The sequence below is a fragment of the Acidovorax soli genome, assembly GCF_014207955.1.
In the GTDB taxonomy this organism is placed as follows: Bacteria; Pseudomonadota; Gammaproteobacteria; order Burkholderiales; family Burkholderiaceae_C; genus Acidovorax; species Acidovorax soli_A.
Map to the genome: position 1 here is coordinate 26,841 of NZ_JACHLK010000013.1, position 21,923 is coordinate 48,763.

26 protein-coding genes and 2 tRNA genes are annotated in these 21,923 nt (G+C 64.1%); 12 read left to right on the forward strand and 16 right to left on the reverse strand.

Annotation, left to right across the window (positions count from 1 at the left end; translation table 11 throughout):
• Positions 1 to 6: 6 nt before the first annotated feature.
• The gene (locus tag HNP48_RS25810) at positions 7 to 714 is read left to right on the forward strand and encodes a DUF5701 family protein (RefSeq protein ID WP_184862568.1); all 708 of its coding nucleotides are present in this window, start codon (positions 7 to 9) and stop codon (positions 712 to 714) included.
• Here HNP48_RS25810 and HNP48_RS25815 read toward each other — a convergent pair.
• Positions 684 to 1,265, reverse strand: coding sequence for an XRE family transcriptional regulator (locus HNP48_RS25815; protein ID WP_221480353.1), 582 nt, complete (start codon positions 1,263 to 1,265; stop codon positions 684 to 686). The two genes, HNP48_RS25810 and HNP48_RS25815, sit on opposite strands and share 31 nt — an antisense overlap.
• Positions 1,266 to 1,370: 105 nt before the next feature.
• Here HNP48_RS25815 and HNP48_RS25820 point away from each other — a divergent pair, with 105 nt between their 5' ends.
• Complete coding sequence (locus tag HNP48_RS25820) at positions 1,371 to 1,904, forward strand: GNAT family N-acetyltransferase (protein ID WP_184862572.1); 534 nt, start codon at positions 1,371 to 1,373, stop codon at positions 1,902 to 1,904.
• A gap of 282 nt (positions 1,905 to 2,186) precedes the next feature.
• On the opposite strand, the gene def is transcribed toward HNP48_RS25820, so the two are convergent.
• Positions 2,187 to 2,726, reverse strand: a complete 540-nt coding sequence (def, locus tag HNP48_RS25825) for a peptide deformylase (protein WP_184862573.1) — start codon at positions 2,724 to 2,726, stop codon at positions 2,187 to 2,189.
• Between the two features lie 249 nt (positions 2,727 to 2,975).
• Between def and HNP48_RS25830 the strand changes: the two genes are divergently transcribed.
• Positions 2,976 to 3,051 (forward strand) — tRNA-Asn (locus HNP48_RS25830).
• A 108-nt stretch (positions 3,052 to 3,159) separates the two neighbouring features.
• Positions 3,160 to 3,235, forward strand: a tRNA-Asn gene (locus HNP48_RS25835).
• 358 nt (positions 3,236 to 3,593) lie between these two features.
• Here the strand turns inward: HNP48_RS25835 and HNP48_RS25840 are convergent.
• From HNP48_RS25840 to HNP48_RS25880, 9 genes are all read right to left on the reverse strand, one after another.
• Entirely contained in the window at positions 3,594 to 4,031 is a 438-nt protein-coding gene (locus HNP48_RS25840) for a T6SS immunity protein Tdi1 domain-containing protein (protein ID WP_184862575.1), read from the reverse strand.
• A 55-nt stretch (positions 4,032 to 4,086) separates the two neighbouring features.
• On the reverse strand, positions 4,087 to 4,791 hold the full coding sequence (locus HNP48_RS25845) for a hypothetical protein (RefSeq protein ID WP_184862578.1): 705 nt from the start codon (positions 4,789 to 4,791) through the stop codon (positions 4,087 to 4,089).
• Positions 4,792 to 4,814: 23 nt separating this feature from the next.
• Positions 4,815 to 5,108 (reverse strand): H-NS histone family protein, encoded by a 294-nt coding sequence (locus HNP48_RS25850; RefSeq protein WP_184862580.1) that lies wholly within the window; start codon positions 5,106 to 5,108, stop codon positions 4,815 to 4,817.
• Positions 5,109 to 5,183: 75 nt separating this feature from the next.
• Positions 5,184 to 6,209 carry a reverse transcriptase family protein gene (locus HNP48_RS25855; protein ID WP_184862582.1) on the reverse strand — a complete coding sequence of 342 codons (1,026 nt, stop codon included), beginning with the start codon at positions 6,207 to 6,209 and terminating at the stop codon, positions 5,184 to 5,186.
• Positions 6,172 to 6,480: a helix-turn-helix domain-containing protein gene (locus tag HNP48_RS25860; protein WP_184862584.1), complete on the reverse strand. Its 309-nt coding sequence runs from the start codon at positions 6,478 to 6,480 to the stop codon at positions 6,172 to 6,174. The genes HNP48_RS25855 and HNP48_RS25860 overlap by 38 nt, the downstream gene beginning before the upstream one ends.
• Before the next feature lie 47 nt (positions 6,481 to 6,527).
• Positions 6,528 to 6,761, reverse strand: a complete 234-nt coding sequence (locus HNP48_RS25865) for a hypothetical protein (RefSeq protein WP_184862586.1) — start codon at positions 6,759 to 6,761, stop codon at positions 6,528 to 6,530.
• Positions 6,762 to 7,252: 491 nt separating this feature from the next.
• A complete protein-coding gene (locus HNP48_RS25870; protein ID WP_184862588.1) occupies positions 7,253 to 7,423 on the reverse strand; it encodes a hypothetical protein in 171 nt (56 codons plus the stop codon).
• An 878-nt stretch (positions 7,424 to 8,301) separates the two neighbouring features.
• Positions 8,302 to 8,640 carry a helix-turn-helix domain-containing protein gene (locus HNP48_RS25875; protein ID WP_184862590.1) on the reverse strand — a complete coding sequence of 113 codons (339 nt, stop codon included), beginning with the start codon at positions 8,638 to 8,640 and terminating at the stop codon, positions 8,302 to 8,304.
• 31 nt (positions 8,641 to 8,671) lie between these two features.
• Positions 8,672 to 9,436: a hypothetical protein gene (locus tag HNP48_RS25880; protein ID WP_184862592.1), complete on the reverse strand. Its 765-nt coding sequence runs from the start codon at positions 9,434 to 9,436 to the stop codon at positions 8,672 to 8,674.
• A 250-nt stretch (positions 9,437 to 9,686) separates the two neighbouring features.
• Between HNP48_RS25880 and HNP48_RS25885 the strand changes: the two genes are divergently transcribed.
• Positions 9,687 to 10,244, forward strand: a complete 558-nt coding sequence (locus HNP48_RS25885; RefSeq protein ID WP_184862594.1) for a hypothetical protein — start codon at positions 9,687 to 9,689, stop codon at positions 10,242 to 10,244.
• A gap of 76 nt (positions 10,245 to 10,320) precedes the next feature.
• On the opposite strand, the gene HNP48_RS25890 is transcribed toward HNP48_RS25885, so the two are convergent.
• Positions 10,321 to 10,683, reverse strand: a complete 363-nt coding sequence (locus tag HNP48_RS25890; RefSeq protein ID WP_184862596.1) for a hypothetical protein — start codon at positions 10,681 to 10,683, stop codon at positions 10,321 to 10,323.
• A gap of 199 nt (positions 10,684 to 10,882) precedes the next feature.
• Positions 10,883 to 11,788, reverse strand: a complete 906-nt coding sequence (locus HNP48_RS25895; protein ID WP_184862598.1) for a LysR family transcriptional regulator — start codon at positions 11,786 to 11,788, stop codon at positions 10,883 to 10,885.
• 74 nt (positions 11,789 to 11,862) lie between these two features.
• Here HNP48_RS25895 and HNP48_RS25900 point away from each other — a divergent pair, with 74 nt between their 5' ends.
• Positions 11,863 to 12,444 carry a GNAT family N-acetyltransferase gene (locus tag HNP48_RS25900; RefSeq protein WP_184862600.1) on the forward strand — a complete coding sequence of 194 codons (582 nt, stop codon included), beginning with the start codon at positions 11,863 to 11,865 and terminating at the stop codon, positions 12,442 to 12,444.
• Positions 12,444 to 13,619, forward strand: coding sequence for an MFS transporter (locus HNP48_RS25905; protein WP_184862602.1), 1,176 nt, complete (start codon positions 12,444 to 12,446; stop codon positions 13,617 to 13,619). Before HNP48_RS25900 ends, HNP48_RS25905 begins: the two co-directional genes overlap by 1 nt.
• A gap of 70 nt (positions 13,620 to 13,689) precedes the next feature.
• On the opposite strand, the gene HNP48_RS25910 is transcribed toward HNP48_RS25905, so the two are convergent.
• The 3 genes from HNP48_RS25910 to HNP48_RS25920 all read right to left on the reverse strand — a co-directional run bounded on the left by HNP48_RS25910 (position 13,690) and on the right by HNP48_RS25920 (position 16,501).
• Positions 13,690 to 14,448: a 3-hydroxyacyl-CoA dehydrogenase gene (locus HNP48_RS25910; RefSeq protein WP_184862605.1), complete on the reverse strand. Its 759-nt coding sequence runs from the start codon at positions 14,446 to 14,448 to the stop codon at positions 13,690 to 13,692.
• A 103-nt stretch (positions 14,449 to 14,551) separates the two neighbouring features.
• Positions 14,552 to 15,604 carry an extracellular solute-binding protein gene (locus HNP48_RS25915; protein ID WP_184862607.1) on the reverse strand — a complete coding sequence of 351 codons (1,053 nt, stop codon included), beginning with the start codon at positions 15,602 to 15,604 and terminating at the stop codon, positions 14,552 to 14,554.
• A 345-nt stretch (positions 15,605 to 15,949) separates the two neighbouring features.
• On the reverse strand, positions 15,950 to 16,501 hold the full coding sequence (locus HNP48_RS25920) for a phasin family protein (protein ID WP_184862609.1): 552 nt from the start codon (positions 16,499 to 16,501) through the stop codon (positions 15,950 to 15,952).
• Between the two features lie 202 nt (positions 16,502 to 16,703).
• On the opposite strand from HNP48_RS25920, the gene HNP48_RS25925 reads away from it, so the two are divergent.
• The 5 genes from HNP48_RS25925 to HNP48_RS25945 all read left to right on the forward strand — a co-directional run bounded on the left by HNP48_RS25925 (position 16,704) and on the right by HNP48_RS25945 (position 21,879).
• A complete protein-coding gene (locus HNP48_RS25925) occupies positions 16,704 to 17,672 on the forward strand; it encodes a histone deacetylase (protein ID WP_184862611.1) in 969 nt (322 codons plus the stop codon).
• A 2-nt stretch (positions 17,673 to 17,674) separates the two neighbouring features.
• Entirely contained in the window at positions 17,675 to 18,133 is a 459-nt protein-coding gene (locus tag HNP48_RS25930; RefSeq protein ID WP_184862613.1) for a thioesterase family protein, read from the forward strand.
• Between the two features lie 100 nt (positions 18,134 to 18,233).
• The gene (pncB, locus tag HNP48_RS25935) at positions 18,234 to 19,454 is read left to right on the forward strand and encodes a nicotinate phosphoribosyltransferase (RefSeq protein ID WP_184862615.1); all 1,221 of its coding nucleotides are present in this window, start codon (positions 18,234 to 18,236) and stop codon (positions 19,452 to 19,454) included.
• A gap of 4 nt (positions 19,455 to 19,458) precedes the next feature.
• Positions 19,459 to 20,874 carry a sodium:proton antiporter gene (locus HNP48_RS25940; protein ID WP_184862617.1) on the forward strand — a complete coding sequence of 472 codons (1,416 nt, stop codon included), beginning with the start codon at positions 19,459 to 19,461 and terminating at the stop codon, positions 20,872 to 20,874.
• An 18-nt stretch (positions 20,875 to 20,892) separates the two neighbouring features.
• Positions 20,893 to 21,879, forward strand: a complete 987-nt coding sequence (locus HNP48_RS25945; RefSeq protein ID WP_184862619.1) for a D-glycerate dehydrogenase — start codon at positions 20,893 to 20,895, stop codon at positions 21,877 to 21,879.
• Positions 21,880 to 21,923 lie beyond the last annotated feature (44 nt).

Here is a 21,923-nt window from a genome sequence, read left to right on the forward strand (position 1 = left end):
AATGCATTGACGAAATCCTTCGATGAACAGGTGCAGCACCTGGTGGCGCTGGGCTACCCCACCATGCTCGGCTGCCCGGCCGAGCTGTTCCGCCACCACCTGGAGGGCTTGCGCGCCCATGTGCCCGCAGGGGCACCGGGGATGGATGTGGAGCAGGGCACAGCCGCCTGGGTGCTGGTCGTGCACAGCGCGGCGGCCCCGGTGGATGCGACCCTGCCACGCATCGTGCGCCGAGGGCATGCGGCCATCGAGCGCCTGTTTCCCCGCTCGCCCGGTTTCTTCAGGCCGCTGCCCGGCCTGTCGGCACATGCCGGGCAGGCCTACCTGCTGCTTGGCGTTGACCGGGGCAATGCCTCGCTCAACGCCGTGCCCAGGCAGGCGCAGGAGCGCATCGCGGCCGATGGCCGCACGCCGTTGATGCTGGAAGAGGGTGTCGCTCTGCTCACGCAATACCCCGAGATGCTGCAGCCCAACCGCTGCTTCATGATGCTGGGCTCACGTGGCGACGACAAGCGCGTGCCCGCGCTCTGGCTCAGCGGCAAGCAGCCCAAGCTGGGCTGGTGCTGGGAGGGCAACCCGCACACCTGGCTGGGCTTCGCCACCTGCGGCAGCCGCTCGCCCGGCGTGCTGCTGCCCGGTGCCCTGTGCGTGGACAAGCCCGCGGGCGAGGCGGCGCCGCAGGCTCAGCTTTTGCGCAGCACCACCACCGCATAGCTGCAGGGGGCTGCCGTTTCGTTGCGGAACTCGCAGTCCGCAGGCGGCCCCAGCTCCAGGCAGTCGCCGGCCTCCATGGCGTGCCGGGCATCGCCCTCCATGAACACCAGCGCCCCCTGCAGCACCCAGATCAGCTGCCGCTGTGCGATGTAGGCCGATGCGGGCATGGGCACCCGCGCGCCGGCAGGCAGCTCCACCTGCACCAGGTCCAACGGTAGATCGGAGGGCGGAGACACATGGCGGCGCACATAGTGCGTCTGCGGGTCGGTCCACACCGGCTGGTCGGCCTGGCGCAGCAGCCGTCCCTCCTTGGCTTCGGCGCGCGCGATCAACTGCGACATGCTCAGCCCGAACGCCCCCGACAACCGCGCCAGCAGCGTCGCCGTGGGACTCGACTCGCCGCGCTCCAGCTTGTGCACCATGGCCCGCGACACGCCCGAATGCGCGGCCAGATCGGTCAGCGACCAGCCCCGCTCCTCGCGCTCTATGCGCACCCGCATGCCGATGCGCTGGCTCAGGCTGTCGATGGGGTCATCTACTTTGGTGGACATTTGTTTTATCATGGTGGACAATAATCCACCAAAATAGCTGTTTCGTCCATCATAGTGGATGGCGGCTGTGCACCCCTGACCCCCAGCACCCAGGCAGATACCACCATGCAGATACGCGACGCCCACACCGGCGACATCGAAGGCATCCTCGCCATCTACAACGATGCCGTGGCCAACACCACTGCCATCTGGAACGAGACTCTGGTCGACGCCGCCAACCGCGCCGCCTGGCTGGCCGACCGCCAGCGCCTGGGCTACCCCGTGCTCGTGGCCATCGACGCCCAGGGCAATGTGGCCGGCTACGCATCCTTCGGTGACTGGCGCGCCTTCGACGGCTACCGCCATACGGTGGAGCATTCGGTCTATGTGCACCACAGCGCCCGCGGCGCCGGCCTGGGCAAGCTCTTGATGCAGGCCCTCATCGAACGCGCCCGCACCATCGGCAAGCACGTCATGGTCGCCGGCATCGAGGCGGGCAACACCGCATCCATCCACCTGCACGAACGCCTGGGCTTCACCCAGGTCGGCCTGCTGCCCGAAGTGGGCACCAAGTTCGGCCAATGGCTGGACCTGGCGTTTCTGCAGCTCAAGCTGGATGCCCGCACGGATCCGGATGGGGCTGGAAAGAAGGCCGGTTGACTCTCTTTGCCGGCTGCCTGGCGGATTAGGATTCGGCTGTAGAACTAGGCGGGCAACCGCAGACAGTGCTGTAGCACGGCAAGGTTGCCCAACGACGTCAAGGCAACGCGGAGCAAGTCTTCGCGATGTCGCGTGCCCTGATTTGGGATGGGATGCAAGGCGCAAAGCACAGCCATAGCCAGTGCTATGGCGAGCATTTGCAACGCCGCAGACCGCCCAAAGCGGGGCGCGCGGCGCGCGAGGGACTTGCTCCGCATTGCCTTCAGCGAAGGCAAATCCGCATCAGTCGTCTTCTTGGGCGCTGATGTTGGGGAAGAGTATTTCCGTGTACCCAAACTGCGTGAAATCCCGCACCCGCATCGGGTACAGCTTGCCGATCAGGTGGTCGCACTCATGCTGCACCACCCGCGCGTGGAAGCCATCCACCGTGCGGTCGATCGGGTCGCCATACAGGTCGAACCCCGTGTAGCGGATGCGCGACCAGCGCGGCACCTTGCCGCGCAGCCCTGGCACCGACAGGCAACCCTCCCAGTCCTCCTCTTCCGCATCGCCCAGCGGCGTGATCACCGGGTTGATGAGCACCGTGGGCGGCACGATGGGCCGGTCCGGGTAGCGCGGGTTGCGCTCGTTCGAGCCAAAGATCACCAACTGCAGATCCACCCCGATCTGCGGCGCCGCCAGCCCCGCGCCGTTCACCGACTGCATGGTCTCCAGCATGTCGCGCACCAACAGGTGCAGCTCGTCCGTATCGAACGCGGTCACGGGCTGGGCCACGCGCAGCAGGCGCGGGTCGCCCATCTTCAAGATGGTGTGGATGGTCATGGTGGGGAGGGAGGGGAATGCAATGTATGTATGCGTGTGTGCCGGCAGCGCGGGTAGTGGGCCGTCAGCCAGCAAGCCGGGCAGCCACACATCATGCCCCAAGGCCGACGGCCTCGCAGCGGCGGGGCCGAGACACTGCAGTGCCCTGCGTCGGTGGCCACCCGCGCACAGAACTTTTTGCGCAGATTGCACCAAACATCGCTCCGACTGGAAAACGCCCGAATTTTGTGTATATAATCTAAGTCTTGTTCCTCGATAGCTCAGTCGGTAGAGCGCCGGACTGTTAATCCGTAGGTCCCTGGTTCGAGCCCAGGTCGAGGAGCCAAGAATTTTGGTGCTGTGCCCCGCTGCGATCATCGGGCACACCGCCGGCAAGCCGTGAGCAAGCTTGCCACCACCGCAGCACACCATCACTGTTGTCAGTACCGATCATTCCTCGATAGCTCAGTCGGTAGAGCGCCGGACTGTTAATCCGTAGGTCCCTGGTTCGAGCCCAGGTCGAGGAGCCATTCATTGGCAGTAAAAGGCTACCCTTCGGGGTGGCCTTTTTGCTTTGGGGCGGCGGCTGATGCGGGGCCGATGGGTCTGCTGCATGGGGCTCGCATCATGCGCTTGAAGGCCTGCGCGTATCGGATCGGTGAGGTTCGGCGGGTTCTGCTGTGAGGTTGTTGTGGGGCAAGGCTCCATGCACTGCGCTGGTCAGCGAACGGCCGAGTATGGCTTGGCAATCGCGGGCATTGATGGTCACCATGTGGGGTCCATTGCGGGCCTCAATGTGGGGTGGCTTGAGCGGTGCACATTGAGGCGATAGATGGCGTGTGGATTGATGCCGGGTGCATTGATGGCGGCTATGCCGAGTGCTCCACGCTACACCTTTCGCCTGGCCAACACCTCTCCCGAACTGAGTGCGGCGTACGTCTTAATCGGTGCTGTCGAGAAGTTCTCAAGGACAAGGCGGCCGCCGAGCGCTGGTGACACAAACGGGGCAAAGACTTGGCCGGCACCTCGCGTCATGCCTCCAGCATCGAGGAGCTCAATCAGGTCGGTCAAGAACCAGGAGCGAAAGAACTCAGGATCGGTGCCGACGTCAGTCTTGTACTGCTCATAGGATTCGCTCACGCCGTGGATATCTCCCGACCAGCTATCCAACAGTAGAACGTGCCCTTGTTCGTTCAGCAGGAAAAGGTTGCCGAACACAGAAACATGAAGCACCGATGAGTTATCTCCAATGACTGGTTGCCAATAGGCCGAGATCTCCGCGCCATCGTATTCGCTGGGGTGTAGGAGTGCGTCAGAGAGATTCATGACAACAGACGGGTGGGGGCTGACTAGGGAGCGATCGCCTGAGGCTTCAAGCCAGTCAATCGATCAGGCCTGCATTGCGTGCAGCGTCCTGGTGAAGCTCTCCGAGCTGGCCAAGCAGTCCCTCGCCATTCCACATCTTGCCCATGGATTTGTTCGCTGCCTCCAGCATGTCTTGTAGGTGGCCCAGGGGCAAAATTACTTCGCTCTCAAGGTGCTTGGGGGCGTTGCCGCCTGGGCCTTTACTTCTGCCTATCGAGTAGCGGGACCAAGTCTCACTTTGTTTCTCAATGGATTCGATATCTTGAATGATTGACTTCAACTCAGGCGGAACCAACCCTAGATTCATTGCTTTCGCCATTTCAGTCAAATCTTCACCAAGATCAAAGAGATTGTGCGAGCTATAAGCGTTTCTACGTTGCTTGGCGGTCGGAAATTGAAGGGCGATTGCTCCAGCGCCTGTGCGTAAATCTTGTATTTCAATTGCTAGCTGGAGGATTTCCTTCAATAGCAATTCGGTGGCGTGGCGCTGCAGATAGAAAATTGGTAAGCCATAGTGATCCAGCGACTGATGGGCCTTCGCCGCTTTGAACAGAGTGGCTGCCGCAAGCAAGTAAGCTTGCCCGTAGTTTGCCCAGCGATCGCCGCCCAAACGCGCAACCCCTGCAGCTGTGTCTTTCTCTCTCTGCCCGGGTGGTTTGCCCCAAAGTATTACTCCGTCTGGCTCGGTAGGGTCGGGCAAATAGAGTGGAAATTCCAGCATGAGTTGCTCTTGTCGGCGCCCTTTTAGATGGCAAACGCAGAGCGGTCCTTGTCGGCAATCCACACAGGCGCCCGGCCCCTACCGGTCCAAGTCGCTCCCGTCGCTGGATCACGGTATTTCGCCTCTACCTTCGTGCCCTTGGTTGCAGATGTGCGGGCCTTCCTGGTACCCCCAAACACATCCTCGGAAGTCAGTCCGAACTCAGCGATGAGGGCCCGCGCTTCGGCGATGGCGCCTGACTGTTCAGCCTTGCGGGTCTCCTCGATTAGGCGGTCGAGTTCGGCTTTGCGGGCGATGAGGGCTTTGTAGTTGGACATGAGTAGTGCCTTTGTTTGATGATGCAGTTGCCATCCTAAGGTAAATTCGTGCGTTTGCAGGCAACCACAATCTGTTTAAATCCCTCCCAACTCCCATGGAGCATGCGGTGGTGCAGCCTCTGGCCACCTATCGTTGTCACCCGTAATAAATGGGGGGGGATTGATTCGCAGTGCTTCTCGTGCCGCACGGACCCTGGGCAATAAGTCTCGATAGTCGTTTTTGTGGAAGCGACCCAGTTGCCCGACCTTGTGAGAAGTTTGATCAAGGAACTTAGAAAGCTCAATACTGTTCTCTCCCGCTGCAATTCGACTTTCAAGCACATGAACTTGAGTGCGAATCGCAGAGCGGCGATCCTTGCTCAATGAGGCTTTTTTGTTGACAATAACCTTTGTCACAACCATTCGCTGTGACTCTCTGAATATTTCATGCTTCTTTCTCTTGGCGGAGAGTCCATTTTTGCGAAGCATCCCGTATACGTCCGCGATAATTCGCTCCAATTCTGCCGGTTCAAGCTGGAATTCGGAGGAGATGGACATATCATCCACATACCGCGAATAAGTTATACCGTGGTCAGCTAGCTTCGCTTGTAAAAGTGGTTCGGTGCGCCAAAGGACGAGATTTGCAAGATAGCTACTTGTGCTAGCGCCTTGAGGTACGGCTCCGGCCTTCGTCGTCAATTTTGTCAGTAGTTCGGCTACACCTTCCGAGAATCCAAAGAAGTTGAGCCAGATGTCTTTTACCTTTTCAGAGCCTACCGATGGAAAGAACTGCTGCACATCCTCGCAGATCAGTATTCGGGCGTTGGTGTGTATCTTTGCGTTGGTGACGTAGTCACACCCTCTGAGGCTTCCTGTGAGGTATTCGGGGAATATAACGCGGTGCAAGAAAGCCATCTTGATTCTGTTCTGAATCAACTTGAGGCGCGGCCTGGCTGAAAATACCTCACGGTCTTTTTTGACCAATTTCTTTGTGTAAGATCTATTGGCAACAGCTGCGACGGCTTGAAGTTCGGCCAAGTCTATTCGCAGGGCCTCTCCTAGCTTTTCAAGCGTCCAAACAGGATCACAGGGATAGATCGGTTTGCTGAGAATAAGGCTCATTGAGAAGCTCCAATGCTGTCATTGCAAGTTGACCTGCAAGCTCTCTATCCAATCTTCCCAGTTCATTTCCTTCTGCCCCTAAGAAGAACAAGATTTCAACGGGCATGCCCAGTGCTTTGGCAATTCTGGTAACCGTTGACAAAGGAGGGTCACGCCGATTTCTCTCCAACATGGAAAGGTAAGACGCAGAAATGTCTGCCCGCTGAGCCAATTCAGCCTGAGACAACTTCCGCTTCTTTCGAGCGAGCTGGATGGCGTTACCGATGTCCATTTTTCAACCTGCAGAAAACAATGTATGGGCCTGGGGTGATCGGAACATCACATCCAATCGCCAATGTTCGTCAAGATCTTGACGATCACAGCGATGATCTGAGCTACACGAGCTGTCAGCGCGAACGCCTCTGCTGTGCGTTGACGCGATCCGAGATGCAATTCCAGCGCCTCGATTACCGCGTTCAATTCATTCCTCACACCAATGTCGAGTTGGCTTTCGCAAGCATCACGAACCTTCTTCAGGACCATGATGTGGTTCTTACACGTTTTCTGATCCATGTGGACCTCCTTATACAGAGCGGAATTGCCCTGCGTCCCATTCAAGGCAGCGCCGTAAAGGAGCCAACTCGACACCAAGCCCATCACAGTTGCCGCTGACTGCCGAACGTCCCACCAGATCAGAGCACCAAGCGCTCCGCACCGAGGCGCCGGGACAGGAGCACATCGCACTCTGCATCTTGGCGCCGGATGGAAGCACGCTGCGCTCCGCATCCTGGACCTTCGTTGTCCGCTCCCGGCCGGACAGACCGCGAGCTGCGTGTAAGCCTCATCTACTGCCCGATGAAGCGGCGCCATCTCTGGCACCCAACTACTGAGCCTTGCCTTTTCCTGGGTTAAGGAATCAAAAACTTGCTGAACCGCGCCGGGGCCATGTCTCCCCCCGCCGAGCCTCCATTGAAGCACAAAGTCGTACTTTTTGGGCGATAAATTAACTGTGGGTGAAGTTGTTTTTGGATTCGAGATGTAACGGAGTCCGCCACGCGGGCTGCTCAGAACGGCGCCCGTGACACCGCCACCTCGGCGCGCCCCTCGCCCTGGAACACCTCTTCCCCGGTCGCAATGACCATCACCGTGCACCACTCCCCGTGGCGCAGCACCTCGTAGTGATCGAACGGCAGCGGCAGCACCCGGTCACCCAGCAGGCCATTCCCGAGCGGCACACGGAGCAGGGTGTGGTGTGCCAACGTTACCCGTCGAAGCGACGATCCGTCGATGTGTGGTCGTCGAGTCGTCAGGTCGTCGGGTGGACGCGGAGAGTTTTCCCAGTAGTTCAGGTCAGCATGGCTCGATCTACATCAGCTACGATGACTGCTATCGGCCAGAAGCAGACATTCACATGACCACACGTCTTCGCGTTGGAATCACCCTGTGCATTGCCGCCGCGTTTGCTGCTGTCGGCCTATGGCTCGCACGAGAAACGTCAATTGACAGGTGCTTGGACCGTGGGGGCGCATGGGACTACAACCAGGCTCGTTGCGACATGGCTATCAAGTAGCGGCCGGCAGAATGCGGCCAGAAGCGGGCATTTGGAGTTGGTCAATGACTGAGTCAGACGAAATTGAAGGACTTGACGGGTGGTTCCAAGAATGGAATGAGCACGACTTGAGCGCGAAACCTTTTGTGAGTGTCGGAGGCACGTACACAATTTATTCACTTCGACTCACTGACGAGCAACAGCACGCGCTCAGCAACATACTCTGCAGTTTGCCTGGTTGGAACTCAGACTCCGGCTGCTACTTCGGTGAGCCCGGTGACGGAGTTTGGCTCACAACCTCGTGGGAACCGTCGGGTATCCAAGTATCTGGCCATTTGACCGAGGCCCAATGGGACGCGTGGGACTTGGCATTTCGAACGTCAGTTGACGATGCGAAACTGCCGCGCTTTCCGGCTTAGACAAATGTCCGATTTGGGCCCAAAGGCGACATTTCTCGGGATCGTCGAGTCGTCAGGTCGTCGGGTAAGAGCGCAGACTTTTCCCCCGGGGCTCCCCGTCAGGTCGTCGAGTCGTCAGTGGCCCGCCACCAGAGTTTCAAGCAGGCTACCCGGCCTGGCTCAACTCCGCAATGAACCTCTCGGCCGCTTCTTCCTGAATCTTGAGAGGCTGCTTGTGCAACGCAAGCAGTAGAGCCGCGATGTTGTCCTGCTCGCAGTAGAGGTGGGCCAGGGGCACACCCAGCGCGTCCGCAATCAAGCGAGCCGTGGCCACTGGGGGCTCATGCACGCCACCCTCATACCGGCTGATCCGCACGCGGGCGGTTGACTCTTCGATCCCTATCGCAACACCCACACGCTCCTGAGGCCAGCCCAGGCCTTCGCGGCGTGCGCGCATGCGTCTCCCCACGATCGTGGCTGAGGCGGATGGGCTGGTGGCGGGCATGCCTCAAACCTCGTCCGCAGCAAAGCTGCCACTACGGCTTCACAAACGGGTTGTCACCCCTGCGAACCACATCAAAGAACGCCTCGGTGCTGAACGTCCCGTCCTCGTCCCACACTTCGTCCGACACCAGGCTGTTGGATTCGTCGAAGTAGTTCCAGTCCCAGCCCCAGCCGCTGCCCTTGCTCTTGCCGATGGCGATCTCTTCCATGCCGTCGCCGGCTTCTAGGTAGATCGACTCTTCGTGCGCCTCGCGGGGCATGGTGTGGTCGCTGGCCACGATGAACGGGGTCATGAGCTTGCCGCCCACGGCCAGGCAGCCGTCGTTGTACTCGCCGCAGACACCATAGGTGGCCCGCAGGTCCCCGTGGATCTCCATGTGCCCGTTGCGCGATACGACGTAGTCACAACCCACGCTGCCCGTGACCAGCAGGCTCCAATCGGAGCGGAAGGTGTCCAGTATGTCGCCCTGGATCTCGATGGATCCGTCCACCAGCACGCAGGCGGGGTCGTCGCCCAGCTTGTATTTGGCGGCGAGCCGCCGCACCCAGGTGCGGTTCAGCGTGGTGCTGCCCGTGACATCGCCTTTGATGAGCAGCACGGGCAGGCTGCCGTCGAGGTGGCCCAGGTAGTTGAACGAATACTTTGCACTTGCAGCGTCGACGCTGATGCATTCGGTCTCGAGTTTTTTCTGCTTGGCGGCCGGCGCCTGCGCAAGCACATTGCGGCGCTGTTCGACGTCGCGTTGAATGCGCTGCGTGATGCGCTCCGACTTGGCAAAGAGTTCGTCTTCTGTCACGGGTGGCCCGCTCCCTCGGTGGTGGTGGCCAGCAGAAAATGCCCGCTGGCGATGGGCTGGATTATGGTGAGGTGGCCCGTGCCAGGCTGTTGCATTGCGCTGTAAAAAAGTGTGCGGGCCTGCAAACCGCTACGATGCATACGGGCCGACGATGCACAGGAGAACATCCATGATCCGTCAAGCACTTCCAGGTTGGAGGCAGCAGGCCGTATTTCAGGTGTGCTGCCTTGTCGTGGGGGGCAGCGCCTGTTTGGGCGCATCCGCCGGCGTGACCGATGGCGATCTGTTCGGCCACCGTCTGGGTGCCCGCCTCGCGACATCGCCAAGCACCATGGGCTATTGGAGCGCAGGGCGGGCCATCATCATCGTCGACAAGCCCGAGATCCCGCCCGAGTTCGAGAAGCTCGAGCTGCTCACCACCCCCAAGACCTACACCATCGGCAACATCTACGCGACCAAGAGCCTGCCGGAGCGAACGGCGGCGTTCGCCCTGGCCGATAAGTACAAGGACCTGCTGCCCACGCTCTACCGCGAACAGTGCGTGCGCGAACGGGATGGCTTTGGCGGGGTGGTGCTGGAGCTGCGCTGCGGCCAGTACCAGCTGACCATCCAGATCTACTCACCGGACCGGCAGAACCCCAATGGCCTGTACTCAGTGCAGATCGGTTTGACGATGGCCAGGGAGACCCGGGTCGGCTACGACTGGCAGATGCTGCTGGACGAGGAGGTGGATGCGGTGGACAAGGAGGGGCGCCAGCGCCGGCTGGAGCAGGCCAAGAAGGACAGGAGCCTGCGCGGTTTTCCGTGAACTGGCCGGCGCTGTGCTCGGCGCCTCTACCGGCTGGCCGCAATGCCCTTCGCCTTGCCCATGGGGGCTTGTCGCCTCACGCGGCAGACTCGGCGGCCAGGTCGCTGCCGCAGTGCTTGCATTTGATGGCTTCCTTGCGCACCGACTCGGCGCAGAAGGGGCACTTCTTGAAGTCGCCGTGTTCGCCGGTGGCCACGGCCTTCTGTTGGCTGGTGTCGCTCGACAAGGCGACGAACAGTGCGGCAATAGGCACCAGGAAAGCTGCGATGCCCGCCGTGGTGCCTGAGTTGCTGACCCCGTAGGTGAGCCGTGCAACCACCGGTGCGGCAATGATGCAGACCAGGCCATAGAGCCACGCCTTTTGTCCTCTCTTGCGTGCAATGACGACCACGGTAACGACGGCGACGAAGTAGAGAATAAATCCGAAAATTGGCTCCATGGTTCCCTCTCAGTGTTTTCGTTGGCACAGCGGTCATCATCACTGACCGAGCGTGTCGCCGGGGTGACCGCGTTGGGCGGCAACCCTGGCGCAAGGACTTTAGCGCAAATGGAACCAATGGGCGCAGGGGCAGTGCCAGGCTGCAGCAAGCGGCCGTGGCCGTGAAGTCCCCGGGCGCAGAAGGCAGCAATCTGGCCCGTCAGCTTCGCTGGTGTGCCGGGGTGTTTTGCCCCAGCGCCCGCAGCGCCGCCACCGTCTCGCGCAACCCCCGGTGCAGCCGCTTGTCCTTGCGCACCACCACGGCCAGGGTGCGGGCCAGGGGCGGTGACAACGGGCGCACTTCCACCGCGGTGCAGTGCGCGCCCTGCACCGCCATGCCGGGCAGCACGGCGCAGCCTAGGCCGGCGGCCACCAGCTCCTTGATCGCCTCCACGCTGCCCAGCGACATGGCTGGCTGCAGGGCCACGCCGGCCTGGGCAAACCAGGCGTCGGCGATGCGGCGGGTCTGGCCGCCGGGTTCGAACAGCAGCACGGGGTGGCGGGCCAGGTCGGCGGCGGTCACCTTCTTGGGCAGCGCGGTGCCCTTGGGCGCGATGGCGACAAAGGCGTCCTGCAGCACGGGGGTCACGTCGAGCATGCGGCCGCTGGCGGGCAGGGTGACCAGGCCCAGGTCCAGGGTGTTGTCTTCCACGGCCTGCACGATGTCGGCCGTGTTGCCGGTGCGCACGGTGATCTCCAGGCCCGCAAAGCGCTGGCGCAGCGCGCCCAGCACGGGCGGCAGCAAGAAGATGCAGGCCGTGGCGCCGGTGCCCAGGCGCACGCGGCCCGCCGTGCCGCTGGCGTGGTGGGCCACGGCGTGCAGGGCGTCGGCCACGGCAGCGTCGATGCGGGGTATGTGGGCCAGCAGCTCGGCGCCCGCCGCCGTGGGGCGCAGCACGCGGCCCACCCGCTCCACCAGGGGCGTGCCCAGGCGCTTTTCGAGCTGGCGCACCTGCAGGCTCACGGCGGGCTGGGTCAGGTCCAGCCGCTGGGCGGCTGCTGAAAAGCTGCCCAGTTCGATGGCGGTGGCAAAGCCGTGCAACTGGTCGAGGTTGATGCGTTCCATATCAAAGAATTTCTCATACTTTGCATAAGTTGGGAAAGCTTCTTTTATGCATGTTTGCACGCCACACTGGCGCCATGCATTTGTCCACAGCACCCCTTTCCTCCCCGTTGCCACCCGTCGTATCACCGCAAGTACGCGATGCGGTCGATGCCGACCTGCTCGCCATCCAGTTCATCTACGCCCACCATGTGCTGCATGGCCTGGCTTCGTTCGAGGAGGTGCCGCCCGGTGTGGACGAGTTGCGCATCCGCATGGCCGCTGTGCGCGCCGCAGGCCTGCCCTACCTGGTGGCCGAGGTCGATGGCGCGGTGGTGGGGTATGCCTATGCCACGCTCTACCGCCCACGCTCGGCCTACCGGCACACGGTGGAGGATTCGGTCTACGTGGCCCAGGGCATGGCGGGGCGGGGCATTGGCGCGGCACTGCTGTCGGCCCTCATCGCCCGCTGCGAGGCCGGGCCCTGGCGCCAGATGATGGCGACCATAGGGCAGGGCGATGGCAACCGGGGCTCCATCGGCTTGCACACGCGCATGGGCTTCACGCGCATCGGGGCCTTGCGCTCCGTGGGCTTCAAGCACGGGCAGTGGCTCGACACGGTGCTGATGCAGCGGCCCCTGGGCGTGGGCGATGGCGCGCTGCCCGCGCCTTCCGCGTGATGCGCAGCTTGGTGTGGTGCCTGGGCCTATCTCAATTCATCGGCTGGGGCATTTCGTACTACCTGCTCGGCGCCATGGGCGAGGCCATGGCGCGCGACCTGGGCTGGCCGCGCACGCTGGTGCATGGCGGCTTTGCGCTGGCGCTGCTGGTGATGGGCGGCGTGTCGGGCCTGGCCGGGCGCTGGGTGGACCAGCGGGGCGGGCGCACGGTGATGGTGGCGGGCTCGCTGCTGCTCTGCGCGGGTTGTCTGGGGCTCGCGCTGGGGCAGGGCGTGGCGGCCTACTACGCGGCCTGGGCCGTGCTCGGGCTGGCCATGCGGCTCACGCTGTACGACGCCGCCTTTGCCACGCTGGCCCATGTGGCCGGGCCGGGCGCGCGCCGGCCCATGGCGCAGATCACCTTGCTGGGCGGGCTGGCGTCCACCGCGTTCTGGCCCCTGGGGCATGCGCTGGTCGAGGCGCTGGGCTGGCGCGGGGCGCTGTGGGTGTATGCGGCGCTGGCGCTGTGCACCGTGCCGCTGCACCTGGCGATTCCGCGTGCGGCAGGCGCTGGGCACGCTGCCGATGCGCCGCGCGCCTCGTCCGCGCCGCTGGCCGCTGCGGGGCGTGATCGCCTGTGGGCCGCGGCGTTGTTCGCCGTGGTGACCACGCTGGTGAATTTTCTCAACGCGGGCATGTCGGCGCACATGGTGGGGCTGCTCGCCGGCCTGGGCCTGGCGCTGCCCCTGGCCGTGGGCATGGCCTCGCTGCGCGGCGTGGGCCAGTCGGGCGCGCGCCTGGCCGAGGTGCTGTTCGGCGCCCGGCTGCACCCGCTGGGGCTGGGGGTGTTTGCGGCCCTGCTGCTGCCGCTGGCCTGCCTGGCGGGCCTGTGGTCGGGGCAGGCCCTGGCGGCTGCCCTCGTGTTTGCGCTGCTGTACGGCGCGGGCAACGGGCTGCTCACCATCACGCGCGGCACCTTGCCGCTGGTGCTGTTCGACCACCGCACCTACGGTGCCTTCGTGGGCCGGCTGGTGGCGCCGGGCTTTCTGCTGTCGGCCAGCGCGCCGGTGGTCTATGCGGCGGTCATGGAGGCGCACGGCGCGGCGGCGGCGCTGTGGATGTCGGTGGTGGTGGCGGCACTGGCGTTTGCGGCGTCGCTGGCGCTGCAGCTGCGCTTTGGCACGCGGGCACTGTAAAACGACAACGCCCCTGCACGGGCCGGGGCGTCATGGTCGTTTCAAGGCGCCGCGCTGGCGGCGCAAGGGATCACTTCGGTGCCAGGCGGATCGCGCCATCGAGGCGGATCACTTCGCCGTTGAGCATGTCGTTTTCCAGGATGTGCTTGACCAGCTTGGCGTAGTCCTGCGGCGTGCCCAGGCGGCTGGGGAAGGGCACGCCGGCGGCCAGCGCGTCCTGCACTTCCTGGGGCATGCCAAACAGCATGGGCGTGCCGAAGATGCCGGGGGCGATGGTCATGTTGCGGATGCCGTTGCGCGCCAGGTCGCGGGCGATGGGCAGGGTCATGCCAACCACGCCACCCTTGGATGCAGCGTACGCGGCCTGGCCGATCTGGCCGTCGTAGGCCGCCACGCTGGCGGTGGAGATCAGCACGCCGCGCTCGCCCGTGGCTTCGGGCTCGTTCTTGCTCATGGCTTCGGCGGCCAGGCGGATCATGTTGAAGCTGCCGATCAGGTTCACCGTGATGGTCTTGCTGAACACCGCGAGGGCGTGCGCGCCGTTCTTGCCCACGGTCTTCTCGGCCGGGGCGATGCCGGCGCAGTTCACCAGACCCACCAGCTTGCCCAGCGACACGGCCTTGGCCACCACGGCCTGGCCATCGGCCTCGTTGCTCACGTCGCATTTCACGAAAGCGCCGCCGATGTCCTTGGCCACGGCTTCGCCCTTGTCGGCCTGCATGTCGGCGATGACCACGGTACCGCCCTGGGCGGCCAGCATGCGTGCCGTGCCTTCGCCCAGGCCCGATGCGCCGCCGGTCACGATGAATACCTTGCCCTTGATGTCCATGAATGGTCTCCAGAAGTTGACGTTAACGTAAACGTCAATTATGAACGCAAAAAAAGCCCGGGCGAAGCCGGGCTTTCCTGGAGGGGGCGGTGCCCCGCAGGCTTTACTGGAAGCCCACGCGGTCCAGCATTTGCTGAACCTTGGTCACGTTGGCGCCCACGGCGCTGATCGGGATGGTCTCGCTCTTGAAGGGCGCGTTGCCCGTCATGGCTTTGAGGGCCGGGTTGTCGATGTGCAAGCCCTTGGCGGCAGGCCACTCGTTGTTGCCGTTGGCAAAGTAGTTCTGCGCGTCGGCGCTGGCCAGGTATTCAAGGAACTTGATGGCGTTCTCGCGGTTCTTGGCGTTCTTGGCCACGGCACCGCCGGCGATGTTCAGGTGCGTGCCCCAGCTTTGCTGGTTGGGGAACACCACGCCCACCTTGTTGACCACGGCGGTGTCCTCGGGCTTGCCCGAGCGCATCATGCGTGCCAGGTAGTAGCTGTTGGTGACGGCGATGTCGCACTCGCCGGCAGCCACGGCCTTGATCTGGTCGGTGTCGCCGCCCTTGGGGGGGCGGGCCAGGTTGCCCACCATGCCCTTGAGCCAGGCCTCGGCCTTCTGCTCGCCCATGTGCTCGGTCACGGCGCCGAACAGGCTCAGGTTGTAGGGGTGCGAGCCCGAGCGGATGCACAGCTTGCCCTTGTTCTTGGCGTCGCCGAGTTCCTCGTAGGTGTCCACGTCTTCCTTTTGCACCTTGACCTTGTTGTAGACGATCACGCGGGCGCGGGTGGACAGGCCGAACCAGGCGATGCTGCCATCGGCCGCGGGCGTGCTGCGCAGGTTGGCAGGGATGGCGTCGGTCAGCACCTTGGACTGGATGGGTTGGAACAGGCCATCGACCTCGCCCTTGTACAGGCGCGCAGCGTCCACCAGCAGGATCACGTCGGCGGGGGAGGCCGTGCCCTCGGCCTTCAGGCGCGCGAGGATGCCGGCGTCGTCCGCGTCCACGCGGTTGATCTTGATGCCCGTGGCCTTGGTGAAGCCCGTGTACAGCGCTTCGTCCGTGGAGTAGTGGCGTGCCGAGTACAGGTTCACGACCTGCTCCTGGGCGGATACGGTGCCGGCGGCAGCGGCCAGTGCGCAGGCGGTCAGCAGGGCTTTCACGGTCTTCGACATGGGATGCATCTTTCGGGGTTTTGCGACCGCGCGATGATAAGACAAACGCGAATTGTTCTTAATAAAACCAGGGGCCGGGAGTGGACTTGGCTGTCTACTGGCTGGTGGGGTGTGCCTGCTGGCCTGGGCGCTGGTGAACGCGGTGCGAAAGCGCCAGGCGAAAAAAAAGCCCGGTAGATACCGGGCTTCAAAATGGATCCCAGAAACGGGGGTTTCGAGAGGATCCAAGGAGACAACTGGGGGCCCCGAACTGTGTTCCGGGCCATGGGTTGAATTATCAGGGTAATCCCTGCACCGTGCCTAGAGTCTGCACTCCAGACGCAGCCGCCGGGACCCGATGCTCGATCAGCCGCGCTTGCGGGGGGCTGCGGACTTGGCAGCGTTGGCAGCGGTGCTGGCCACGGCGTTGAAGTTGGCTTCGGCCACGTCGGACGCTTGCTTGACGGCCTTTTGCACCGATTCAAACGCGTTGTTGGCGGCAGAGACGGCGCTCTTCATCACGGCCACGGCGGTTTCGGAACCGGCGGGGGCGTTCTTGGCGGCGCTGTCCACCAGGTTGGTGAAGCTCTTCTGTGCGTCAGCAGCCTGGGCTTCGAAAGCCTTGCCGAATTCAGCGGCGGTGCCCGACGAGATGTCGTACAGGTGGCGGCTGTAGGCGGCGGTCTTCTCGGCCAGGGGCTGGAACAGGCCGGCTTGCAGGGCCAGCAGCTCTTGTGCGTCCTTCACGCCCAGAACGGCCTGGGTGTGGTTGGCGGCTTCGGTCAGGGCAGCGCGCGAAGCGGTCACGTTCAGCTCGACCAGCTTTTCCACGCCTTCGAAGGCCTTGGTGGTCAGACCAAACAGGGTTTCGAGGTTGGCCTTGTGGGATGCCAGAACTTGCTCAGCGGTCAGCGACATGTCGTATCTCCTAAGAATGGGGCCCGAAGGCCAGGTGGTTTACAGAGAAAGAAACTGCGCTGTCGTCGACTTCGTGAGTCATGTTGCAGTGCAGCATGGGTTGAATTTTAGGGACTTGGGCGGTGATTGCAAGTTCTTTTTGTTGCGATGCAGCAATTTAGAGGTGACAGTCCAACACCGCGCCCCTTGCCACAATGGCGTCATGCATGCCTATTACGCGGACCAGTTCGTGCTGCCGCTGCCCGAGGGCCACCGTTTTCCCATGGCCAAGTACCGCCTGTTGCGCGACGCCGTGGCCGCCCACCTGCCCGGCGTGGTGCTGCAGGTGGCGCCGCCCGCGAGCGACGGTGAACTGGCCCTGGCCCACACGCCGGCCTATATCGACGCCATCGCCCACGGCACCCTGCCTGCGCCTGCGCAGCGCGAGATCGGCTTTCCCTGGAGCCCGGCCATGGCCGAGCGCGCGCGCCGCTCGGTGGGGGCCACCCTGGCCGCTTGCCGGGTGGCCATGGCGGGCGGCGAGGGCACGGGCATCGCCGGCAACCTCGCCGGCGGCACGCACCACGCCTACGCCGACAAGGGCAGCGGGTTCTGCGTGTTCAACGACATGGCCGTGGCCGCGCGGCTGATGCAGGACGAGCATGCCCGCGCTGCCTCGGCCATGGGCGCCAACCCGCTGGCGCTGCGCGTGGCCATCATCGACCTGGACGTGCACCAGGGCAATGGCACGGCGCGCATCTTCCAGGGCGACGATTCGGTGTTCACGCTCTCGCTGCATGGCGCGCGCAACTTTCCCTTCCGCAAGGAAGCGGGCGACCTCGACGTCGAGCTGCCCGACGGCTGCGGTGACGATGACTACCTGGCCGCGCTGGAGCAGGCGCTCGATGCGCTGGACCAGCGCTTCGCGCCCGGCCTGGTGCTCTACCTCGCCGGTGCCGACCCGCATGTGGGCGACCGCCTGGGCCGTCTTCACATCAGCCACGACGGCCTGGAGGCGCGTGACCGGCGCGTATTCGACTGGGCCTGGCAGCGCCGCGTGCCCATGGCCTTTGCCATGGCCGGCGGCTACGGCACCGACATTGCCGACACCATCCAGGCCCAGCTCACCACCTGGCGCGTGGCCTTCCAATACCAGCAGCGCTGGCAGAATTCCTTGCAACCCAGTCTCTGACCATGACCACCACTTCCCCCGCAGCGCGCCCGGCGCCGCAAGCGCGCAGCAGCTACCGCACCTTCCGCACCATCAGCACCCGCTGGGCCGACAACGATGTCTATGGCCATGTGAACAATGTCGTGTACTACAGCTGGTTCGACACGGCCGTGAACGCCCACCTGATCGAACAGGGCGTGCTCGACATCCACGCGGGCAGCACCATCGGCCTGGTGATCGAGACGCAGTGCAACTACTTCGCGCCGCTGGCCTTTCCGCAGGTGGTGGAGGCCGGTATCCGCGTGGCGCGCCTGGGCGGCTCCAGCGTGCGCTACGAAGTCGGGCTGTTCGCCTTTGGCGAAGAGATGAGCGCTGCGGCCGGGCATTTCATCCACGTCTATGTGGACCGCGCAACGCGCCGCCCGGTGCCCGTGCCGGAGCCCTTGCGCGAGGTGCTGCAGGCCCTGGTGGTGCCGGGCTAGGGCAGCCCTGGCCCTGCGCTGCAACGATTGTTGCAATGGCCTACACTGTGCTGCTTTGCTGCCCCCTGGCCTGGGCCATCCGTTGCGGCCCGCTTCGACAATGATCATCACCAGCCTGCTCGACACCGACCTGTACAAGTTCACGATGATGCAGGTGGTGCTGCACCAGTTCCCCGGGGCCCAGGTCGAGTACCGCTTCAAGTGCCGCAACCCCGGCGTGCAGCTGGCGCCCTATGCCAACGAGATCCGCGATGAGATCCGTTCGCTGTGCAGCCTGCAGTTCCAGGACGCCGAGCTCGCCTACCTGCGCTCCATGCGCTTCATCAAGAGCGACTTCGTGGACTTCCTGGGCCTGTTCCGCCTGAACGAGAAGTACATCACCATCACGCCCCAGCCCAACGGCGAGATCGAGATCACCATCCGCGGGCCCTGGCTGCACACCATCCTGTTCGAGATTCCGGTGCTGGCCATCGTCAACGAGGTCTACTTCCGCAACACGCAGAAGGTGCCTAATTTTCCCGAAGGCCGCCGCCGGCTCGATACCAAGATCGCCCAGCTGCAGGCCGAGGGCCTGTCCGAGCTGAAGATCGCCGACTACGGCACGCGCCGGCGCTTTTCGCGCGCCTGGCACGAGGAGGTGCTGCGCGTGCTCTGTGCCCGCCTGGGCACGGGCGACCGCCGCCCCGGCACGCCCGGGGGGCCGGGCCAGTTCGCGGGCACCAGCAATGTGCTGTACGCGATGAAGCTCGGCGTGACGCCGCTCGGGACCATGGCGCACGAGTACCTGCAGGCCTGCCAGGCCCTGGGCCCGCGGCTGCGTGACAGCCAGGTCTTTGGCTTCGAGATGTGGGCCAAGGAGTACCGGGGCGACCTGGGCATCGCGCTGTCCGACGTGTACGGCATGAGCGCCTTCCTGCGCGACTTCGACCTGTATTTCTGCAAGCTGTTCGACGGAGCGCGCCACGACAGCGGCGACCCCTTCGCCTGGGGCGAGCGCCTGCTGGAGCACTACCGCAAGAACCGCGTGGACCCGCTGACCAAGACGCTGATCTTCAGCGATGCGCTCACCGTGCCGCGCACCATCGAGCTGTACCAGCAGTTCCGCGGTCGCTGCCAGTTGGCCTTCGGCATCGGCACCAACCTGACCAACGACCTGGGCAGCCCGCCCGAGCACGAGCCGCTGCAAGTGGTGATCAAGATGACCCAGTGCAACGGCCAGCCCGTGGCCAAGCTCTCGGACACGCCGGGCAAGGGCATGTGCGACGACGAGAAGTACCTGGCCTACCTGCGCCAGGTGTTCGAGATTCCGGCGCCGCACTGAGCCGATGAAGTCCCTGCGTTGGCCCGCATTGGCCGCACTGTTGTTCTTCATGCTGCCGGGCCTGGCCATGGCGGCCGAGGTGGATGGCCGCGCGCTGTCCGTGCTGTGGGGCGTGCCGTTTGCCGGGGTGCTGCTGTCGATTGCCATCCTGCCGCTCCTGGCGCCCACGGTCTGGCACCACCATTTCGGCAAGATCACGGCGGCCTGGGCGCTGGCCTTTCTGGTCCCCTTCGCGCTGGTGTTCGGTGTGCCCGCCGCGGCAGGCAGCCTGGTGCATGCGCTGCTGGCGGAGTACATCCCCTTCGTGATCCTGCTCACCGCGCTGTTCACGGTGGCGGGGGGCATCTACATCCGCGGCAACCTGCATGGCAGCCCGGGGTTGAACACCGCCATCCTGGCCATCGGCGCCGTGCTCGCGAGCTTCATGGGCACCACGGGTGCGTCCATGCTGCTGATCCGCCCGCTGATCCGCGCCAACGACAACCGCAGGCATGTGGCGCATGTGGTGGTGTTCTTCATCTTCATCGTCTCCAACGCCGGGGGCTCGCTCACGCCGCTGGGCGATCCGCCGCTGTTCCTGGGCTTCCTCAAGGGCGTGGACTTCTTCTGGACGGTGCGCCATATCTTCCCGGAAACACTGTTCCTGGTCGGCGCGCTGCTGGCGATCTTCTTCGTGCTCGACTCCTGGTACTACCACCGCCGCGAAGAGCTGCTGCCCAGGGATCCGACGCCCGACACGCCCACCCTGGGCTTTGACGGCAAGGCCAACTTCCTGCTGCTGGGTGCGGTGGTCGGCCTGGTGCTGCTTTCCGGGTTCTGGAAGTCGCCCGTGGCCTGGAACATCGCCGGCACCGAAGTGGGCCTGCCCGGCCTGGTGCGCGATGCGGGCCTGATCCTCATCACCATCATCTCGCTGCGCACCACGCCCGCGCAGGTGCATGCGGACAACCAGTTCGGCTGGGGCCCCATGCAGGAGGTGGCCAAGCTCTTTGCCGGCATTTTCCTGACCATCATCCCGGTGATCGCCATGCTCAAGGCGGGCGTTGACGGCCCCTTCGGCGCCATCGTGGCCGCCGTGACCCGGCCCGATGGCTCGCCCGACCCGGCCATGTACTTCTGGGCCGCCGGCGCGCTCAGCTCCTTTCTGGACAATGCGCCCACCTACCTGGTGTTCTTCAACACCGCTGGCGGCGACCCCTCCGTGCTCATGACCACCCTGGCGCCCACGCTGGCCGCCATCTCGGCGGGCGCCGTGTTCATGGGCGCCAACACCTACATCGGCAATGCCCCCAACATGATGGTCAAGGCCATCGCCGAAGACCGGGGGGTGAGGATGCCCAGCTTCTTCGGCTACATGCTGTGGTCGGGTGGCATCCTGGTGCCGCTGTTTATTGCCATGACCTTCATCTGGTTCCGTTGAGAAGGAGACTGAGCTTTTATGAGCAAACCCCGCATCCTGGTCGCCCGCGCGATCTTCCCCGACATCGTCGAGCGCCTGCGCCAGCACTTCGAGGTGCAGGACAACCCCGAGGACGTGATCTGGACGCCCGCCGAGCTGGCCGAGCGCCTGGCCGACAAGGACGGCGCCTTCACCACCGGCAGCCAGCGCATCGATGCGGCGCTGCTGGCAGCCGCGCCCGGCCTGCGCATCGTGGCCAACATGGCGGTGGGCTACAACAACTTCGATGTGGACGCCATGACGGCGGCCGGCGTGCAGGGCACCAACACGCCCGACGTGCTGACCGAGACCACGGCCGACTTTGGCTTTGCGCTCTTGATGGCCACGGCGCGCCGCATGACCGAGAGCGAGCACTACCTGCGCGCCGGACAGTGGACCAAGTGGAGCTACGACATGTTCTCGGGCTCGGACATCCACGGCAGCACGCTGGGCATCATCGGCATGGGCCGCATCGGCCAGGGCATTGCGCGCCGTGGCGCGCACGGCTTTGGCATGAACGTCATTTATCACAACCGCTCGCGCCTGTCGCCCGAGCTGGAGGCCGAATGCAAGGCCCGCTACGTGGGCAAGGAAGAGCTGCTGCGCACGGCCGACCATGTGGTGCTGGTGGTGCCCTACACCCCGGCATCGCACCACACCATCGGTGCGGCGGAACTCGCGCTGATGAAGCCCACGGCCACGCTGGTCAACATTGCGCGCGGCGGCATCGTGGACGACGCGGCCCTGGCAGTGGCCCTGCGCGAGCAACGCATCGCAGCGGCGGGGCTCGACGTGTTCGAGGGTGAGCCCAGCGTGCACCCCGACCTGCTCACCGTGCCCAACGTGGTGCTCACCCCGCACATCGCCAGCGCCACCGTGCCCACGCGCCGCGCCATGGCCAACCTGGCGGCGGACAATCTGATCGCCTTCTTTGAACAGGGCGCTCCGCTCACGCCGGTCAATACCCCCGAGCCACGCGCGCGCTGATTTGCGGAGACAATAGCCGCGCACCGCCTTGGTGCCTCTTTTGC

Coding starts and splice junctions, on each gene's coding strand:
- HNP48_RS25890 (WP_184862596.1), bottom strand. CDS start 10,683: ATGGAGCCAATTTTCGGATTTATTCTCTACTTCGTCGCCGTCGTTACC.
- HNP48_RS25820 (WP_184862572.1), top strand. CDS start 1,371: ATGCAGATACGCGACGCCCACACCGGCGACATCGAAGGCATCCTCGCC.
- HNP48_RS25815 (WP_221480353.1), bottom strand. CDS start 1,265: ATGTCCACCAAAGTAGATGACCCCATCGACAGCCTGAGCCAGCGCATC.
- HNP48_RS25855 (WP_184862582.1), bottom strand. CDS start 6,209: ATGAGCCTTATTCTCAGCAAACCGATCTATCCCTGTGATCCTGTTTGG.
- HNP48_RS25940 (WP_184862617.1), top strand. CDS start 19,459: ATGAAGTCCCTGCGTTGGCCCGCATTGGCCGCACTGTTGTTCTTCATG.
- HNP48_RS25925 (WP_184862611.1), top strand. CDS start 16,704: ATGCATGCCTATTACGCGGACCAGTTCGTGCTGCCGCTGCCCGAGGGC.
- HNP48_RS25915 (WP_184862607.1), bottom strand. CDS start 15,604: ATGTCGAAGACCGTGAAAGCCCTGCTGACCGCCTGCGCACTGGCCGCT.
- HNP48_RS25865 (WP_184862586.1), bottom strand. CDS start 6,761: ATGGATCAGAAAACGTGTAAGAACCACATCATGGTCCTGAAGAAGGTT.
- HNP48_RS25850 (WP_184862580.1), bottom strand. CDS start 5,108: ATGTCCAACTACAAAGCCCTCATCGCCCGCAAAGCCGAACTCGACCGC.
- HNP48_RS25875 (WP_184862590.1), bottom strand. CDS start 8,640: ATGCCCGCCACCAGCCCATCCGCCTCAGCCACGATCGTGGGGAGACGC.
- HNP48_RS25845 (WP_184862578.1), bottom strand. CDS start 4,791: ATGCTGGAATTTCCACTCTATTTGCCCGACCCTACCGAGCCAGACGGA.
- HNP48_RS25905 (WP_184862602.1), top strand. CDS start 12,444: ATGCGCAGCTTGGTGTGGTGCCTGGGCCTATCTCAATTCATCGGCTGG.
- def (WP_184862573.1), bottom strand. CDS start 2,726: ATGACCATCCACACCATCTTGAAGATGGGCGACCCGCGCCTGCTGCGC.
- HNP48_RS25945 (WP_184862619.1), top strand. CDS start 20,893: ATGAGCAAACCCCGCATCCTGGTCGCCCGCGCGATCTTCCCCGACATC.
- HNP48_RS25930 (WP_184862613.1), top strand. CDS start 17,675: ATGACCACCACTTCCCCCGCAGCGCGCCCGGCGCCGCAAGCGCGCAGC.
- pncB (WP_184862615.1), top strand. CDS start 18,234: ATGATCATCACCAGCCTGCTCGACACCGACCTGTACAAGTTCACGATG.
- HNP48_RS25895 (WP_184862598.1), bottom strand. CDS start 11,788: ATGGAACGCATCAACCTCGACCAGTTGCACGGCTTTGCCACCGCCATC.
- HNP48_RS25910 (WP_184862605.1), bottom strand. CDS start 14,448: ATGGACATCAAGGGCAAGGTATTCATCGTGACCGGCGGCGCATCGGGC.
- HNP48_RS25840 (WP_184862575.1), bottom strand. CDS start 4,031: ATGAATCTCTCTGACGCACTCCTACACCCCAGCGAATACGATGGCGCG.
- HNP48_RS25920 (WP_184862609.1), bottom strand. CDS start 16,501: ATGTCGCTGACCGCTGAGCAAGTTCTGGCATCCCACAAGGCCAACCTC.
- HNP48_RS25900 (WP_184862600.1), top strand. CDS start 11,863: ATGCATTTGTCCACAGCACCCCTTTCCTCCCCGTTGCCACCCGTCGTA.
- HNP48_RS25860 (WP_184862584.1), bottom strand. CDS start 6,480: ATGGACATCGGTAACGCCATCCAGCTCGCTCGAAAGAAGCGGAAGTTG.